Annotated in this window: 12 protein-coding genes; 7 read left to right on the top strand and 5 right to left on the bottom strand. The window is 67.3% G+C overall.

Features of this window, described 5'->3' with window-relative positions:
- Positions 1 to 18 precede the first annotated feature (18 nt).
- Entirely contained in the window at positions 19 to 1,299 is a 1,281-nt protein-coding gene (locus F8197_RS01105; RefSeq protein WP_152879303.1) for an MFS transporter, read from the top strand.
- Here the strand turns inward: F8197_RS01105 and F8197_RS01100 are convergent.
- Genes F8197_RS01100 through F8197_RS01090 form a run of 3 tightly spaced genes read right to left on the bottom strand, consistent with a single transcriptional unit; the run spans position 1,280 to position 7,000 of the window.
- Positions 1,280 to 2,755 (bottom strand): efflux transporter outer membrane subunit, encoded by a 1,476-nt coding sequence (locus F8197_RS01100; protein WP_152879301.1) that lies wholly within the window; start codon positions 2,753 to 2,755, stop codon positions 1,280 to 1,282. The two genes, F8197_RS01105 and F8197_RS01100, sit on opposite strands and share 20 nt — an antisense overlap.
- Positions 2,752 to 5,826: an efflux RND transporter permease subunit gene (locus F8197_RS01095; protein ID WP_152879299.1), complete on the bottom strand. Its 3,075-nt coding sequence runs from the start codon at positions 5,824 to 5,826 to the stop codon at positions 2,752 to 2,754. The genes F8197_RS01100 and F8197_RS01095 overlap by 4 nt, the downstream gene beginning before the upstream one ends.
- On the bottom strand, positions 5,819 to 7,000 hold the full coding sequence (locus tag F8197_RS01090) for an efflux RND transporter periplasmic adaptor subunit (protein ID WP_152879296.1): 1,182 nt from the start codon (positions 6,998 to 7,000) through the stop codon (positions 5,819 to 5,821). The genes F8197_RS01095 and F8197_RS01090 overlap by 8 nt, the downstream gene beginning before the upstream one ends.
- A gap of 122 nt (positions 7,001 to 7,122) precedes the next feature.
- Between F8197_RS01090 and F8197_RS01085 the strand changes: the two genes are divergently transcribed.
- Genes F8197_RS01085 through F8197_RS01075 form a run of 3 tightly spaced genes read left to right on the top strand, consistent with a single transcriptional unit; the run spans position 7,123 to position 10,602 of the window.
- On the top strand, positions 7,123 to 7,803 hold the full coding sequence (locus F8197_RS01085; protein ID WP_152879294.1) for a response regulator transcription factor: 681 nt from the start codon (positions 7,123 to 7,125) through the stop codon (positions 7,801 to 7,803).
- Positions 7,796 to 9,193, top strand: coding sequence for a cell wall metabolism sensor histidine kinase WalK (locus tag F8197_RS01080; RefSeq protein ID WP_152879292.1), 1,398 nt, complete (start codon positions 7,796 to 7,798; stop codon positions 9,191 to 9,193). Before F8197_RS01085 ends, F8197_RS01080 begins: the two co-directional genes overlap by 8 nt.
- Positions 9,190 to 10,602 carry an amidase gene (locus tag F8197_RS01075; RefSeq protein ID WP_152879291.1) on the top strand — a complete coding sequence of 471 codons (1,413 nt, stop codon included), beginning with the start codon at positions 9,190 to 9,192 and terminating at the stop codon, positions 10,600 to 10,602. The genes F8197_RS01080 and F8197_RS01075 overlap by 4 nt, the downstream gene beginning before the upstream one ends.
- Positions 10,603 to 10,611: 9 nt before the next feature.
- On the opposite strand, the gene F8197_RS01070 is transcribed toward F8197_RS01075, so the two are convergent.
- Positions 10,612 to 11,283 (bottom strand): hypothetical protein, encoded by a 672-nt coding sequence (locus tag F8197_RS01070; protein ID WP_152879289.1) that lies wholly within the window; start codon positions 11,281 to 11,283, stop codon positions 10,612 to 10,614.
- Between the two features lie 139 nt (positions 11,284 to 11,422).
- On the opposite strand from F8197_RS01070, the gene F8197_RS01065 reads away from it, so the two are divergent.
- The gene (locus F8197_RS01065; protein WP_152879287.1) at positions 11,423 to 12,619 is read left to right on the top strand and encodes an MFS transporter; all 1,197 of its coding nucleotides are present in this window, start codon (positions 11,423 to 11,425) and stop codon (positions 12,617 to 12,619) included.
- Here the strand turns inward: F8197_RS01065 and F8197_RS01060 are convergent.
- Positions 12,595 to 14,400, bottom strand: coding sequence for a sensor domain-containing phosphodiesterase (locus tag F8197_RS01060; RefSeq protein WP_227012005.1), 1,806 nt, complete (start codon positions 14,398 to 14,400; stop codon positions 12,595 to 12,597). The genes F8197_RS01065 and F8197_RS01060 overlap by 25 nt on opposite strands.
- Before the next feature lie 194 nt (positions 14,401 to 14,594).
- Here F8197_RS01060 and F8197_RS01055 point away from each other — a divergent pair, with 194 nt between their 5' ends.
- Together F8197_RS01055 and F8197_RS01050 are read left to right on the top strand one after the other, a co-directional pair.
- The gene (locus F8197_RS01055) at positions 14,595 to 16,124 is read left to right on the top strand and encodes a tetratricopeptide repeat protein (RefSeq protein WP_152879285.1); all 1,530 of its coding nucleotides are present in this window, start codon (positions 14,595 to 14,597) and stop codon (positions 16,122 to 16,124) included.
- 189 nt (positions 16,125 to 16,313) lie between these two features.
- Positions 16,314 to 16,724: a type II toxin-antitoxin system RelE/ParE family toxin gene (locus F8197_RS01050; protein WP_152879283.1), complete on the top strand. Its 411-nt coding sequence runs from the start codon at positions 16,314 to 16,316 to the stop codon at positions 16,722 to 16,724.
- Positions 16,725 to 16,726 lie beyond the last annotated feature (2 nt).

Genomic DNA, 16,726 nt, shown 5'->3' with positions numbered 1-16,726 from the left:
ATAGCGAGACACCTTTCGATGCTGGACATCTCTCAGGCAAGCGCGCGCCCGCTGGGCCGCCAGGACTACAAGACGCTGGCGCTGGCCGCCCTCGGCGGCGCGCTGGAATTCTACGACTTCATCATCTTCGTGTTTTTCGCCACCACCATCGGCGCCCTGTTCTTCCCGCCCGATATGCCGGACTGGATGCGGCTGTTCCAGACCTTCGGCATTTTCGCCGCCGGCTACGTGGTGCGCCCCATCGGCGGCATGGTGATGGCCCATTTCGGCGACCTGCTGGGCCGCAAAAAAATGTTCAACCTGTCGATCCTGCTGATGGCCGTGCCCACGCTGCTGATCGGCCTCCTGCCCACCTACGCCAGCATCGGCCTGGCCGCCCCGCTGCTATTGCTGATGCTGCGCGTGGCGCAGGGCGCGGCGGTGGGCGGCGAGGTGCCGGGCGCCTGGGTGTTCGTGTCCGAGCACGTGCCGGCGCGCCATATCGGCTACGCGTGCGGCACGCTTACGGCAGGCCTCACCATGGGCATCCTGCTCGGCTCATTGATGGCCACCGGGATCAACAGCGTGTTCACGCCACAGCAGGTGCTCGATTACGGCTGGCGCCTGCCCTTCCTGCTGGGCGGCGTGTTCGGCCTGGGCGCGATGTACCTGCGCCGCTGGCTGCACGAGACGCCCGTCTTCACCGAGCTGAAACAGCGCAAGGCGCTGGCCGCCGAACTGCCGCTCAAGGCCGTGCTGCGCGAGCATCGCGGCGCGGTGGTGCTGTCGATGCTGCTCACCTGGATGCTGTCGGCCGCGATCGTGGTCGTGATCCTGATGACGCCCACCTTGCTGCAAAAGGGTTATGGCTTCGATGCCCGCACCGCGCTCATGGCCAACACCGCCGCCACCCTGTGCCTGGCCATGGGCTGCGTGGTGGCCGGCGTGCTGGCCGACCGCCTGGGCGCGCGCCGCATGCTGATCGGCGGCGCGCTGCTGCTGGCCGTTTGCACCTACGGGTTCTACACCACGGTGAAGGTGCGCCCCGACCTGCTGCTGCCGCTGTATGCGCTGCTGGGCTTTGCGGTCGGCGTGGTGGGCGTGGTGCCGAGCGTGATGGTACGCGCGTTCCCCGCACCGGTGCGCTTCTCCGGCCTGTCGTTCTCGTACAACCTGGCCTACGCCGTGTTCGGCGGCCTCACCCCGGTGATGGTCACGCTGATGCTCAAGGTGCAGCCGCTGGCGCCAGCCTGGTACGTGATCACGCTGTGCGCGGTGGGCATCGCCACCGCGCTGTTCGTCAGGGACGGCCAGCGCTAGCGACCTGGAGATCATCGGTCCAGCCGCCGCCCAGCGCCTGGAACAGCGCCACCGTGTCCGCATACCGTGCGGCGCGGGCGGCGATCAACGCCACGCTGGCCTGCTGCCACGACTGCTGCGCCAGCAGCACCGCCGGGTAGGCCAGCGCTCCCAGTTGCCACTGGCGCTGGGCGATGCCGAGACTGCGGCGCGCGGCCTGTTCGGCGGCGTCCGCACTACGCAGCGCGCGCGCATCGGCATCCACCGCGTGCAGCGCATCGGCCACATTCTGGAAAGCGGTGAGCACCACGCTGCGATACTGGAACGACGCCTGGGTGTACGCCGCCTCTGCCGCGCGCTGCTGGTGCCGCAAGGCGCCGCCCTTGAACAGCGGCTGCACCAGGTCCGCGCCAATGCTCCAGAACCCTGCCCCCGACTTGAACAGCGTGCCGGCATCGAGCGCCGAACTGCCCAGCGTGGCGGTCAAGGCGATATTGGGCAGGCGAGCGGCCCTGGCCACGCCCACCTGGGCGCTGGCCGCGTGCAGTTGCGCTTCGGCGGCGCGGATGTCGGGGCGGTGTTCCACCAGCCGCGCCGGCACGCTCACCGGCAGCGTGCCGGCCAGGACCAGGCTGTCGAAGTCCAGCGCAGCGGCGCCGGCGCCGTCGGCCGGCGTGCGCCCGCCCAGCACCGCCAGCAGGTTGCGCTGCTGGGCCGCCTGCTTTTCCAGCGGCGGCACGCCGGCCTCCACTTGCGCCAGCGCCGCCTCCTGCGCCGCCACGTCGGCGCTGCCGACCTGGCCGGCCCGCTGCATGGCGCGCGTCGCATCGAGCTGGCGCCGGGCCAAATCCGCCAGCTCGCGCGTGACGTCGAGCTGGGCGCGCAGCGCCGCCTCGCTGATGGCGGCCAGCACCACGTTGGCCGCCAGCGTCAGGCGCGCGGCATCGCCCTGGTAGCGCGCCACGTCCACCTGGGCGCGGGCCGCCTCCGCCTGCCGCCGCACGCCGCCGAACACGTCGGGCGAGTACCCCACGTTCAGTTGCGCCGTGTGCAGCGAGTACAGGTTGGCCCCGGCAGCCGTGGGGCTCGACAGCGTATCGGCAACGCGCTGGCGCGTGGGGGATACCTGCAGCGTGGCGTCCGGCCACCACAGTCCTCGCTGGGCGGCGGCGTTTTCGCGCGCAGCTTGCAACGCTGCCTGCGCGGCCTGCAAGTCCGGGTTGGCGGCCAATGCCGCAGCCACCAGTGCATTGAGCGGTTCCGAGCCGAAGCTGGTCCACCACCGCGCCGGCACCTCCTGGCCTGCCGCCAGTTTCTGGGTATGCCCGGGCTGCGCAGCTTCGCCGTCGAGTATTTGCGCCGTGTAGCGCTGCACCGTGGGTGCGGCCGGGGCGACGAAATCGGGACCGGCGGCGCAGCCGGCGATCAGCATGGCCAGCGCGATGGCGACCAGTTGGGCAGCAATCACTTTTTTCATGCGGCTTCCTTTTTCATACGTTGTTCGATCAGGTAATACAGGGCCGGCAGCAGCACCAGCGTCAGCGCGGTGGCGGTCACCAGGCCGCCCACCACCACGGTGGCCAGCGGGCGCTGGACGTCGCTGCCGAGGCCATGGGCCAGCGCCGCCGGCACCAGACCCAGCGCGGCCACGGTGGCGGTGGTGAGCACCGGGCGCACCCGCTCGCTGGCACCCCTGATGACGGCTGCACGCAGGTCGTCCGGCAGCAGCAAGCGCCAGCGGTTAAGATTCGACAGCATCACCACCGCGTTGAGCACCGCCACGCCGAACAGCGCGATAAAGCCCACCGCCGACGACACATTCAGGGTCATGCCGCGCAATTGCAGCGCCACCAGGCCGCCCAGCAGCGAGAGCGGCACCACCAGCAGGATCAACCCCGGCTGGCGCAGGTTGCCGAAGGCCGAGAACAGCATCACGAACATCAGCGCCAGCACTGCCGGCACGATCACCGCCAGGCGCGCCTGGGCGCGCTGCTGGTTCTCGAACTGCCCGCCCCACGTAACCTGGTAACGCGCATGGTCGTACGGAATCTCCCGCGCGATGCGGCCCTGCGCCTCGGCCAGGAAGGACGACAGGTCGCGCCCGCGCAGGTTGGTGCGCACGGTCAGGTGGCGGCGGTTCATCTCGCGGGTGATGGTGGTCTCGCCCTGCGCCATGCCGATATGGGCCACCTGCGACAACGCCACGTGCGCGCCATTGGGGCTGGTCAGCACCAGGTTGCCGATCGCCTGCGGATCGCTGCGGGCGGCACCGGCAAAGCGCGCGGCCACGTCGTAGCTGCGGTCGCCCACGTACACCTGCGCCACCGGGCTGCCGCCGATGCCGGTCTGGATCAGCGCCATCACGTCGGCCACGTTGATGCCCAGCCGCGCAGCGGCGGCGCGGTCCACATCGATGCGCACCTGCGGCAGCGGCGGCTCCTGGTCGATGATCACGTCCTGCGCACCGGGCACGGTGCGCAGCAGGCGTTCCACGGCGCCGGCCAGCTTGCGGGTCTGCTGGAAGTCGTCGCCATACACCTTGACCACCAGGTCGCTGTGGGCGCCGGCCAGCTTGTCGAGCACGCCGTCGATCATCGGCTGCGAGAAGCCGACGTCGGTGCCGGGCAGGTCGCGGTAACGCGCAGCCAGCCGATCGACCAGGTCCTGCTTGGCCATGCCTGACGGCCACTGGTCGTAAGGCTTGAGCGTGACCGCGCACTCGATGTGCGATGGCGTAAACGGATCGGTGCCCTCGTCGTTGCGGCCCAGTTGCGTGACCACGTGGGCCACTTGCGGCTCCTTGAGGGTGGCGTCGCGCAGGGCGTTCGCCATGCGGGTGGCCTTGTCCAGCGAAATCCCCGGTGGCAACGTCACTTGCAGCCAGATCGAGCCTTCATCGAGCGCCGGCAGGAAGTCGCGGCCGATGGCGCCGCACAACAGCACCACCGCCGCCAGCGTGGCGCCGGCAAGCGCCAGCACCAGCCTGGATTTGCCGACCAGCCGTTGCAGCAGCGCTTCGTAGCGCGGCATCAGCCATCCCAAGAGCGGGTTATGGAAAATCTTGCGTGGCTTGCGGAAGGCCCAGTGGGCCAGGCCCGGGATCACCATCATCGTCATCAGCAAGGCGCCCAGCAAGGCAAAGCCTACCGCGAACGCCATCGGCGAGAACAGCTTGTACTCGATGCGCTGGAACGCGAACAGCGGCAGGTACGCCACCATGATCACCAGCATGCCGAACAGCGTGGGCTTCATTACCTGGCTGGTGGCGGCCAGCGCTTCGCCTTCGTCCAGCAGTCCTTCCGGCTGCTCTTCGCGCCGGCGCAGGATCGCCTCCAGCACGAAGATGGCGCCATCGACAATGATGCCAAAATCGATCGCGCCCAGCGACAGCAGGTTGGCCGGCACCTTGAAGTGGTGCATCAGGATGAAGGCCGTCATCAGCGATACGGGAATGGCGGCGGCCGCGATCAGCGCCGCGCGCACGCTGCCCAGGAACAGCACCAGCACCAAGGTGACCAGCACCACGCCTTCGATCAGCGTTTTACCGACCGTGTGCACGGTCGCTTCCACCAGCGAACTGCGGTCCATGTACGCCACCACTTTCACATCCCTGGGCAGCAGGTGGTCGTTCAGGTCGGCCACTGCTTCGTGCACGCCGGCGATCACGCGCGACGGGTTCTGGTTTTTCAACAGCAGCACGATGCCCGAGACGGTATCCGACACATGGTCCTTGCCCAGGATGCCGTGGCGTTCCTGCTGGCCCAGCGTGACCGTGCCCAGGTCCTTGATCAGCACCGGCACCCCGCCCTTTTGCGCCACCACGATATTGCCCAGGTCATCGAGGCTGCGGATCAGGCCCACGCCGCGCACGACCATGCCCTGCTCGCCGCGCGTGAGGATGCTGCCGCCGGCGTTGGCGTTGTTGGCCGATATCGCTGCTGTGATCTGCGCCAGCGACAGGCTGTACTTGCTCAATCTGGCCGGATCGAACTCGATCAGGAACTGTGTGGTCACGCCGCCGAAGTTGGTCACATCGACCACGCCGGACGCCTGTTTCAGGCGCGGTACCACGGTCCAGCGCTGCAATTCGGACAGCTCGCGCAGGCTGCGCGACTTCGACTCCAGCGTGTAGCGGTAAATCTCGCCGATCGGCGATGTCAGCGGATCGAGCGACGGCTGGGCGCCGTACGGCAGCGTGACGCCGGCAATGCGCTCCTGCAGGCGCTGGCGCGACCAGTAATCTTCGGCGCCGTCCTCGAACACCACGGTGATCAGGGACAGGCCGAAGGTGGATTTCGAGCGCATCACGTGCATGCCGGGCGTACCCATGATTTCGCGTTCGAGCGGTATCGTGATCTGCTGCTCGACCTCCTCGGCGGCCAGGCCGTTGACCTGGGTGACCACTTGCGACGTGGTGTCGGCGATATCGGGATAGGCTTCGAGCGGCAGCTGGGTCCAGCACCAGGCCCCATACAGGGTGGCGAGGAGAAAAATCAGCGCGACGATGCCACGCTTTTTGAAACACAGGTGGACGATGCGATCAATCATTGAGCAGCACTCCTTCCTTGACCACGATGCGCGCGCCTGCCGCCAGGCCGGACAGCACTTCGACGTTGTCGCCCACCTGCGCGCCCAGCGTCACCTCGCGCGCTGCAAAGCGCCACGGCGCCGTTTCCACGAACACGCGGCTGGCAAAGCCGCCCTGCACCACGGCCGTCAACGGCACCAGGATGGCCGGACGCGCGCGCGCACTCAAGGTCGCCGTGGCGAACATGCCGGGTTTTAACCTGCCGTCGCGATTTTCGAACGGCACCCGCAGCTTGACGGTGCGGGTATCGGGATCGAGCATCTCGCCCACGTAGCGCACGGCGCCCTGCAACGGTTCGGGATAGGCGTCGAGGCGGACGCTGGCCGCCTGGCCGACATACACCTGGGCCAGGTCCTTTTCCTGGGCATTGATGCCGACGAAGACGTGAGACAGGTCGGCCACCGTCATCAACGGCGCGGTGGCGTCGTTCCAGTACATGCCGCGCGCGGCGGACAGTTCCACCACGCGACCGGCGATCGGGGCGCGTACGACCAGTGTGCCGCCATTTACGTCGCCGCCATGCGGAACGCCGCTCTGGCGCAGCCTGGCGGCGGCACGCGCAGCCTCGCTGGCCGCCTGCGCGTAGTCGCTCTGCGCCTGTTCCAGGTCGCGCCGTGCCGTCAGCTGCTCGTGGTCGAGCGCCTGCTGGCGTTGCAGGCTGCTCGCTGCCAGCGTCAATGCCGCCTGGGCGCGCGCCGCATCGGCGCCGGCCTGGGCCAGGTCGGGGGCGTCGATCACGAACAGGATGTCGCCGGCTTTTACCGCGTCGCCCAGCTGCTTCTCCAGGCGTACCACGCGCCCCGCCATCGGCGTGGTGATTTTCACCAGGCGCGCGGGATCGGCTTCCACCGTTGCCGGCAGCACGAACGGCGCGGCCAGGCTTTGCGACTGAACTGGCGCCACGACCAGCGTGCGGCGCAGCGGCGATGTCGCCGGCACGACGATGGCGTCGGCTTCGCGCACCAGTTCGGGCGCAGGGGGTGCCGGCGCGGCAGCATTGGCGGTCTGCATGGCGTGCATGCCATGCGCGCCCCAGGCGATCAGGCCCACGGCGACCAGGCCGGCCAGCAGGAACGGGCCGGGGATGAAACGGGACCAGCGGCGGTCCGCGACAGTGTGTTTGGTATTTTTCATGATGGTTCTCCCTGAAGCTACGGCCGCCATGGTACGAATTTATGCTGCACTGCATCCTGAATACTTCTTCAGGATTTTTGCTCGCACGCGCTGCTATACTCGGGTTCCAGTCGAGGGCCCCCATGCACATCCTGTTGGTAGAAGACGATCACAAAGCGGCGCGGCTGCTGGCGCGCGGCCTGGAGGAAGAAGGCTTCCGGGTGCAGGTCGCGCACGGCGCGCACGAAGCGGCCACGCCGGCCGGCTTCGACCTGGCCATCCTCGACTGGATGATGCCGGGGAAGGATGGCGTGACCCTGTGCGCGGAATGGCGGCAAGCCGGCCACGAGCTGCCGGTGCTGATGCTCACCGCGCGCGACGCCGTGGCCGACCGCATCACCGGCCTCAATACCGGCGCCGACGACTATTTGACCAAACCGTTCGCGTTCGACGAACTGCTGGCGCGGGTGCGCGCGCTGCTGCGCCGCTTCGACCGTGCGCAGCCGGCCGTGCTCAAAGTGGCCAACCTGGCGCTGGACGCCCGCACGCGCACGGCCACTCGCGCCGGCGCCAGCTTTGCGCTCACGGCCAAGGAATACGCCCTGCTCGACCTGCTGATGCGCCATGCCGGCGCCGTCGTCACCCGCCTGCAACTGGCTGAGCAGGTATGGCATGCGGACCTGATCGCCATCGACAACCTGATCGACGTCCACATCAAGAACCTGCGCCGCAAGGTCGATACGCCCGGCGCCGTGCCGCTGATCGAGACCGTGCGCGGACGCGGCTTCCGGCTGTCCTCGCAGGTGGACACTGGCGATGCTTAGCCTGCGCCAGCGCCTGATCGCGGTGCACCTGCTGGCGATCCTGGCCGCCGTGGGCGCGACGGCGGGCGCCGGCTGGTGGGTGCTGTCGCAATCGGTCAACCGCCAGCTCGACACTGCGCTGCTGGCACTGGCCGAAGCCGAGGCGGCGATGCTCACCGATGGCGGCGCCGCCGTCATCCGCGTGCACGAAGCGCCGCAAGGCAGCGCCCCGCCCTCGCTCACGCGGCTCGACCGGCTGGTACAGATCATCGACAGCCAGGGCTGGATACTGGCGCGCAGCAGCAACCTGGGTACCGAGGATTTGCCGGCGTCGTCCCAGCTGCTCGAGCAACTGGCGGCAGGGCGCACCGTGTTCGAGACCCTGCCCGACACCAGCGAGGAGCCGCTGCGCATGGTATCCGTGCCCGCACGCGTCAAAGGCCAGCTGTACGCGGTGCAGGTGGCCGGTTCGCTCGACGACGCCAACAGCACGCTGCGCTCGGCCGCGCTGCTGTTTGCCGCCATGGCGGTGGCGCTGATGGCGGCGCTGGGCTGGGCCGGCGCGCGGCTGTCGCGCAAGCTGTTCGTGGCGATCGAAAATATCGTCGAACAGGCCGGCCGCATCGAAGACAACCACCTGGACCGGCGCCTGCCGCACCCGGGTGGCGACGATGAAATCGGCCACCTGGTCACCACGCTCAACGCCATGCTGGAGCGGATCGAAGGCGCGTTCGAAACCCAGCGCCGCTTCACCGCCGACGCCTCGCACGAACTGCGCTCGCCGCTCTCGCGCCTGCGCGCGGAAATCGAAATCACGCTGCGCCGCCCGCGCGAGAGCGGCGATTACGTGGCCGCGCTGCGTTCGTGCTTGGAAGAAGTCGAGCGCCTGACCACGCTGGTGGAGGAACTGCTGATGCTGGCGCGGATCGACGCTGGCCAGGAACGCGGCCCCGGCCAGCGGGTGGCATTGACTGCACTGGTGCGCGACACCATCGCCCGCATGGAAGCGCCGGCGCGCGAGCATGGCATCGCGCTGTCGTACGCGGGCGCCGTGGCCGACCACATGCAGGTGGACCAGGCTGCGCTGGGACTGGTGCTGCGCAACCTGCTGGAAAACGCGCTGAAATTTTCGCCGCCGGGCGGGTGCATCGAGATCGGCCTGGAACAGAAAGATGGTGCCGTACTGCTGACGGTGGCCGACCAGGGCCCGGGCATTGCCGCCGCCGAACTGCCGTACGTATTCGACCGCTTTTTCCGCGGCACCGGCGCGCGCGCCAGCGAAGTGGCCGGCGTGGGCCTGGGCCTGGCGCTGTCGCAATCGATCATGCGCGCCGGCGGCGGCACCATCACGGCCGCCAACCGCCCCGGCGGCGGCGCGCTGTTTACCGTACAACTACAAGAGACACCATGACCCCATCGCACCGATCACCCGACGCCGTCACCCTGCTCGAACAGCTGCGCGCGGGCGCCCTCACCGCCGAACAACTGGTGGGCCAGCACCTGCACACGCTGGCGCACGAGCAGCCGCGCCTGAACGCCGCCACCGGCATTTTCCACGACGCGGCGCTGGCCGAAGCGCGCCGGCTCGATCGCGAAGGCGACAGGTCGCTGCCGCTGTTCGGCCTGCCGTGCAGCGTGAAGGAGACCTTCGGCCTGGCCGGCCAGCAGGTCACGGCCGGCTCGCAGCGGATGGCGCCCGAACACCATGCGCAGGACGCCGAGATCGTGCGGCGCTTGAAGGCTGCCGGCGCGGTGGTGATCGCCCGCAGCAATGTGCCGGAACTGGCGATGACGGCCGAATCGACCAATCCCCGCTACGGCCGCACGAATAACCCGCTGGCGCCGGACCGGGTGGCGGGCGGCTCGAGCGGTGGCGAAGGCGCGCTGGTGGGATCCGGCAGTTCGGTATTCGGGGTGGGGTCGGACATCCTCGGTTCGATCCGGATACCGGCCGCGTTCTGCGGCGTGGTGGGCTTCAAGCCGCATTCGGCGGCGGTCGATGGTACCGGCACTTGGCCCACGGTGACAGGCAACACCCGCACCTGGCTGGGCCTGGGGCCGCTCACGCGCAGCGTGCGCGACGCGCGACTGGTGTACGACGTGATCGCCCAGCGGCCGCTGGGGGCGGGCAGCAATGCAGGAGGCGACTCCGGTGGCCGGCTGGTGGTGCCGGGCGGCTTCCCGATGACGATACAGGATGCCTGCATCGGCCAGGCGCTGGCGGCAGCGAGAAGCGCGCTGGTCGGCAGTGGCTACCGCGAGGAAGCGCAGGATTTTTCGCAGGTGCGCCACCTGTTCCTGCAAATCCCGAAAGTCATCCTCGACGACTTTTACGATACCTGGATCCGGCTGCTGTCCACGCCGGGCGCGGCGCCCTTCTCGCCGTGGCGCGAACTGGCAGCGCAACTGCTGCGCCGTCCCACCATCGACAATGGCCTGCTGACGTGGATGCTGATCGCGCCGCTGATGAAACCGCGCCGCCAGTCCACGGTGGCGCGCATCGCCGAAGAATACGCCAGCGCGCGCGCCCGCTACCACGCCATGCTGGGCGTTGACGGCGTGATGGTCCTGCCCACGCTGGGATTGCTGGCGCCGCCCCACGGCAAGATGAACCGGCAATCGCTGAAACCCGGCGTCAACGGCCTGTTTACCGCCCACACCATGGGCAACTACCTGGACTTGCCGGCCATCGCGGTGCCGGCCTGGAAATACCGCGATGCGGCCACCGGCCTGGTGCCCAGCGTCTCGCTGCTGTGCGCGCCGGGGGCGGAAGCGCGCCTGTTCGACGCCGCCGGGACCGTCGAAGCCGCCCTCAACTGAACTGCGAGGTCAACGTGCCGCCGCAGCTTTCTCTTTTTTGACGTCGGCTTCGGCCATGACCTGGACGAAGCGCAGCGCTTTCTGGACCTTGTCGATCAGGCGTTCGTCTGCGTCGCGCTGGCTGTCCTGGGCGGTGCGGCGGTGGTCGTGGTGTTTGAACGGGTCGTTGGCCTCGGCATCGGCTGCCTGTTGCTGGTCGGCGTAGGCGGCGCGGCCCTCGGCGTGGTCGGCGTCGGCCGGCGCTGCTGGTGCTGGTGCCGATGGTGCCGACGGTGCAGCAGGCGCCGACGGCGCGGCGATCTCGCCCCCTGATTCCGCCGCCGATGCGCCATCGCCGGAACGCAGCACGGCGGCAGCTTCCTTGAGCTGGTTGGACAGTTGCTTGAGTTCCTGCAGCGCACCCCTGGCGCCGCTGCTGCCGAACAGGGCCAGCAGGTGCAGCAGTTCCTCGATACGCTTCTTGATCATCTCGATCCGTTCGCGCGCGGCCGCCTTGGCCGCCTGCGCCGACGACGTGCGCAGCGCGCGGATCACGGCGGCGCGTTCGCGCGCCTGGTCGGCCTGCTTCTGTTTGAGCTTGGCCATCGCCTCCAGCGACTGCGCCTGCAGGCGGCTGGCGGTATCGCCGCCCGGCGTGAGCGGCTCGGCCCGGGCGGCGCGGGATAACGGTGAGGACAACATGGCGTTCTCCGGTGCGGAAGAATGATCGGTACCGGTAACAGGCGACTGCGGCGGGAATTAGTTAAATATTACATCCTGCTTGACCTCAACATAAGTTGAGGTTTTATAGTGCACTCATCGCTTTCATCGAGATGTCCGCATGCATTCCACCCAGACCATTACCCCCGCTACCTCCCTCACCACCCCGGTACTGCTGCTGATGGCGGTCGCCACCGGTCTGTGCGCCGGCAGTAATTACTTCAATCAGCCGCTGCTGCATTCGATTGCCGTGGCGCTGGACGTGAGCGACGCCACCGCCGCGCTCACGGTCACCGTGTCGCAGCTGGCGTACGCACTGGGCCTGCTGCTGTTCGTGCCGCTCGGCGACATGCTGGAACGGCGCAGCCTGGCCAGCGGCCTGATGCTGCTGGCTGCCGCCGGCCTGTTCATCAGCGGCTATGCCGGCAGTTTCGCCATGCTGGTGGCGGGCACCGTCATGACCGGGCTGTTCTCGGTGGCCGCGCAAACCCTGGTGCCGATGGCGGCCACGCTGTCCGAACCGCAGCGCAGCGGCCGCGCCGTGGGTCTCGTGATGAGCGGCCTGCTCAGCGGCATCCTGCTGGCGCGCAGCGCGGCCGGGCTGCTGTCGGACCTTGGGGGCTGGCACACCGTGTACCGGGCGGCGGGCTGCCTGATGGTGCTGCTGGCGCTGGCGCTGTGGCACGCGCTGCCCGCTTCGCGCAATCCGGTCGCGCTGCGCTACGGACAGGTACTGCGTTCGCTCGTGGCGCTGGCCGCGCACCATCCGCGCCTGCGCAGCCGGACCTTGCTCGGGGCGCTGACCTTTGCCTCGGTGAGCGTGCTGCTGTCGTCCACCACGCTGCTGCTCTCGGGTCCAGTCTTCGCGCTTGGTGACAGCCAGATCGGCCTGGTCGGCCTGCTGGGCGTGGCCGGCGCCATGATGGCCAGCGTGGCCGGGCGCCTGAACGACAGGGGCTGGGGAACGGCTACTTCGGCCGGCTGCCTGCTGCTGTTGCTGGTTAGCTGGGGCGCGCTGCGCCTGGGGCTGGCCAGCCTGCCTTGGATCTTGCTGGGCACCCTGTTGATCGACATCGCCCTGGCGGGCATCCACATCAGCAACCAGGGCGTGATTTACCAGCTCGACCCCGGCGCCCGGTCGCGCATCAACGCGGTGTACATGACCGGCTATTTCGCTGGCGCGGCAACCGGTTCGGCACTGGGGTCGCTGGCCTGGCGCCTGGGCGGCTGGAACGGCGTATGCGTGGCCGGCACAGTCCTGGCACTGGCCAGCGCCGCCGCGCTGCGGTACGACTACGAGCTGGCGCGCAAGCGCTGAGCGGCGGGCGCCAGCCAGTCGGTCAGCTGTGGGGCGGGCATGGGGCGGGCAATCCAGTAGCCCTGCCCCTCGTCGCATCCCCAGCTGGCCAGGAGCTCGTATGCTTGCGCCGTCTCGATCCCCTCGGCCACCACGCGATGGCCGAACTCGTGACCCAGCCGTATCATGGCGCACAGGATGGTCACGTCGTGCATGTCGGAGGGCAGCGTGCGGACGAACGATTGATCGAGCTTGAGGGTGGTGGCAGGTATCTGCTTGAGGTAGCTGAAGTTGCTGTGGCCGGTACCGAAATCGTCGATGGCGATCTGCAGCCCTAGCGCACGCAGGCGGCGCAGCTGTACGCCGACAGATACCGGATCGTCGGCCACGGCGCTTTCGGTGAATTCGATCTCGATCAGCGCCGGATCGACGCGGATTTGCCCCAGCAGGCGGTCGAGCAGATCGGCAAAGGCGGCGGTGGCCAGGTCCAGCGCCGAGACGTTGAGTGACACGGTCAGGCGCAAGCCGGCGCCGTGCCAGATTTCTGCCTGTGCCAGCGCCGCACGCACCACCCATGCCGTGATGTCGCCGATAAGCGCAGTCTTTTCGGCCAGCGGAATGAACTCGGCGGGACTGATGGCCCCAAGCTCGGGATGGTCCCAGCGCAGCAGTGCCTCCACGCCGGTGCACACGCCATCGGCCAGGTCGATGCGCGGCTGGTAATACAGCTGCAACTGGCCCTCTGCAGCCAGCGCGCCGGGGATGGCCGCGAGGATGCGGAACGCGCGTTGCTGCGCGGCGTCCAGTTGCGGATGGTAGATCGCCCAGGGCCGGTGCGCGGTGCGCGCGTGGGCCAGCGCGGCACCCAACACGCGCGCGGTATCGGCCATCGGCGTGGCGTCGGGCATGGCCAGCGCTACGGCACCCAGCGTGACGGCCGGTGCATGCGGTATGCCCTGGTACTCGCACGGCTGGGAAAGCTGCGCTTGCAGCGCGCGCAACTGCTCCTCGAGCGCCGCCTCGTGCTCGGCGGCCAGCACGCAAGCCATTACCGTGGTGTCGATCCGGTACACAGGCGCCGGACCGAGTGCGTGCGCCAGCCGCCGCGCTGCGACTTGCAGGAAGCCGTCGCCGTGATCGGCGCCGAATGCCGACTGCATCTGCTGAAAATAAGCAGGGCCGCAAACGTCCACGGCCACCGCGAACAGGTGGCGGCCATCATCCGGCGCATCGTTGATCCACAACCCCACGTCTTCGAGGAAGCGGGTGCGATTGGGCAACTGGGTAAGCGTATCGGCATAGCCAATGCTGCGCAGGGTTTCGATGCGCATCATGGCCAGCCGCGCGAAGTGGCGCAACTGGGTCACCTGCCGCGCATCGAACGCAGTGCGCGGCGCGGCGTCCAGCACGCAGAACGTTCCCAGGCACAGGCCTTCTTTTGTAATCAAGGGCGCGCCGGCATAAAACCGCAGTCCGGGCGATCCGGTCACCAGCGGATTGTCGACAAAGCGCGGATCGAGCAGCGTGTCGAGCACGATCAGCGGCTCGACGCTATGGAGCGCATAGGCGCAAAATGCCTGCGAGCGCGGCGTTTCCCGCACGGCCATGCCGATGCGCGACTTGAACCATTGCCGCCCATCGTCCACCAGCGAAATGAGCGCCATCGAGGTGCCGAAAACATGCGTGGCAAGCAAAGTCATCTCGTCGAACGCCGGGTCGGTCGGCGTGTCGAGCAGGCACAACTCGCGCAAGGCGGCAAGACGCTCGTTTTCGCTGCGCAATACGGGAGGAGAAAATGTCATGGTATGAAAATTCGGACGATCGCTCATTGTAACCCAGCGTCCGCTAAATTTCTTCTTAACAATATAAAGATATTTTTTGCAACATACGGCACTGGCACATGGTCAGGCTGCTGATTGTTTCCTGAGATCATGCAGCCAAAGCCACGGGAAAGCGTTATATTTAGCTTTCCGATAACAAATACTCTGGAGATATCATGTTGCCAGCCATGCGGGTGATGGGCAGTCCTTTCAAGTTACTGGGTCTGTTGTTAGCCCTGCAATCCGCACTACTGTGTTCCCCCGCAGGCGCGCAGCAAGCGGCGCAGTCTGCCGGAGAGACTGCCACCCGGCCGGAAGTCGTTGTGACCGGCAAGCGCAAATTGCAGGATCCGACCGAGTTCATCGCTGCCGACAGCCGCGTGCTGGGCCGCAAGTTCGCGTCGTCGTGCGCCTTCATGTCCGGCTACGACGCCAAGGATGACGACCTCGTCATCGACTACATCATGAGCTTCCATGGCATCTCGAACGACATCAATACCATCCGCGACGTGGCGCCGATGGGCGATGCCTCCGGCAAAAACACCATGGGCGATGACTTCGCCGAGAAGCCGTCCGGCTCCGACTTCGGCACCGGCACGACGCAGGCCCCGGACGCCATGACGCCGTCGGTGCAGTGCTCGAATACCGACCGCCGTTTCGCCGCCGGCCGCAACAGCATCGCGCGCAAGGACAAGACGCTGAACCTGGCCCTGGACGCCTACGACAAGGGCGACTACGTGGAAGCAATGGCGCAATTCAAGCAGAACTACAGCAAGCTGGGCAACGATTTCTCCGCGCTGATGCTGGGCCGCATGTACCTCGAAGGCAAGGGCACCGCCGTCGACAACAAGCAGGCCCTCTACTGGCTCGACAAGTCTGTCAACCAGCGCTTCGGGCCGAACGACCGCATGCGCTTCGACCCGAAACATCCGCAACTGATGAACACGCGGGCCGAAGCGGCGATGACGCTGGCCAAGGTGTACATGGTGGGCTCCGGCATGCAGCGCGATCCACGCAAGGCCCTCGAATTCTATGAAGTGGCGGCCGACTCCGGCTACACGCCGGCCACCGCCATGCTGGGCAGCGCCTACCTGTCCGGCTTTGCCGGCCAGAAGGATGTCAACAAGGGCATCAAGTACCTGAAGGAAGCCGGAGAGGCGGGCTATGCACCGGCGCTGTTCCAGCTCGGCAAAGCCTATTACGATGGTAACGAGGTACCCAAGGACCTGAAAATGGCGGGCGCCTACTTCACCGCCGGCGCCAAGGAAGGCCACCCGGGCGCGCAGCTGGCGGCGGCCCGCATGTACGACTTCGGCGAAAGCGTGGCGCCCGATCCCAAGCGCGCGCTGGTCTATTACAGGGAAGCCGCCATCAAGGGCGTGCCGGCGGCGCAAAACGCACTGGGCACCTATTTCTACAAGGGCGAAGTGGTGGGGCAAAACCTGGAAACCGCGCGCAAGCTGTTCAACGCCGCCGCCATGCAGGCGCAGCCCGACGCCATGTACAACCTGGCCATCATGACCCGCAACGGCGAAGGCGGCGCCAAGGACCTGTCGATGGCCTACGTCTGGTTCAGCCTGGCCAAGCAGGCGCGCTACCCGGAAGCCGACGCGGCGCTGGCCGACGTGAAGCCACAGCTGTCGCAGGCGGAACTGGCCAGGGCAGACGCGTTGCTCAAGCCCGGTTCCGGTACGAAAACCAGGTAGCGCTCTCGGCTGCTGCGGCGGTGTCGTTGTCCGACGACCCGCCGCCCACTCTCCTCTCCCTCCCGCCATCGCAACAAGTCCGGCTGACGCCGGAACCTTGTCGGCACTGTCGCGTCAAAACAATCGGGAGCCGCAATTTGCGGCTGACGATAAAAATCACCTTGACATGATATCATCTGGAGATGATAATTGAAAAATACTGAATGGAAGGTGACGTTCCACGACGATTTCGTTGCAGAATTCAAGCGATTCTCTCCCGACGTTCAGGATGAATTATTGGCTTCGGCAATTATCGTCAGAACGCTGGGCCCTGCCGCCGATCGGCCGCACGTGGGAACACTGCACAACCCCAGGCATCCGAACATGAAAGAGCTGCGGTTCAAGGCCAACAACGGTGCGGAAATCTGGCGCGCGATCTTTGCTTTCGACCCGGTCCAGCAAGCGGTCATCCTGGTTGCCGCAGACAAGCAGGGCATCAATCAGGAAAAGTTTTACAAAGGCTTGCTGAAAATTGCCAACGCCCGCTACGACCGGCACCTGGGAACGCTCAGGCAAGTTACTGGGGCCGGGGCCAAGCTGGTCAACTATTTCAGGAGGTAACC

Source organism: Duganella sp. FT27W, assembly GCF_009295655.1.
In the GTDB taxonomy this organism is placed as follows: Bacteria; Pseudomonadota; Gammaproteobacteria; order Burkholderiales; family Burkholderiaceae_D; genus Rugamonas; species Rugamonas zoogloeoides.
Note: the sequence above shows the minus strand (reverse complement) of the source record. Positions and strands in the feature narration are given on the sequence as shown.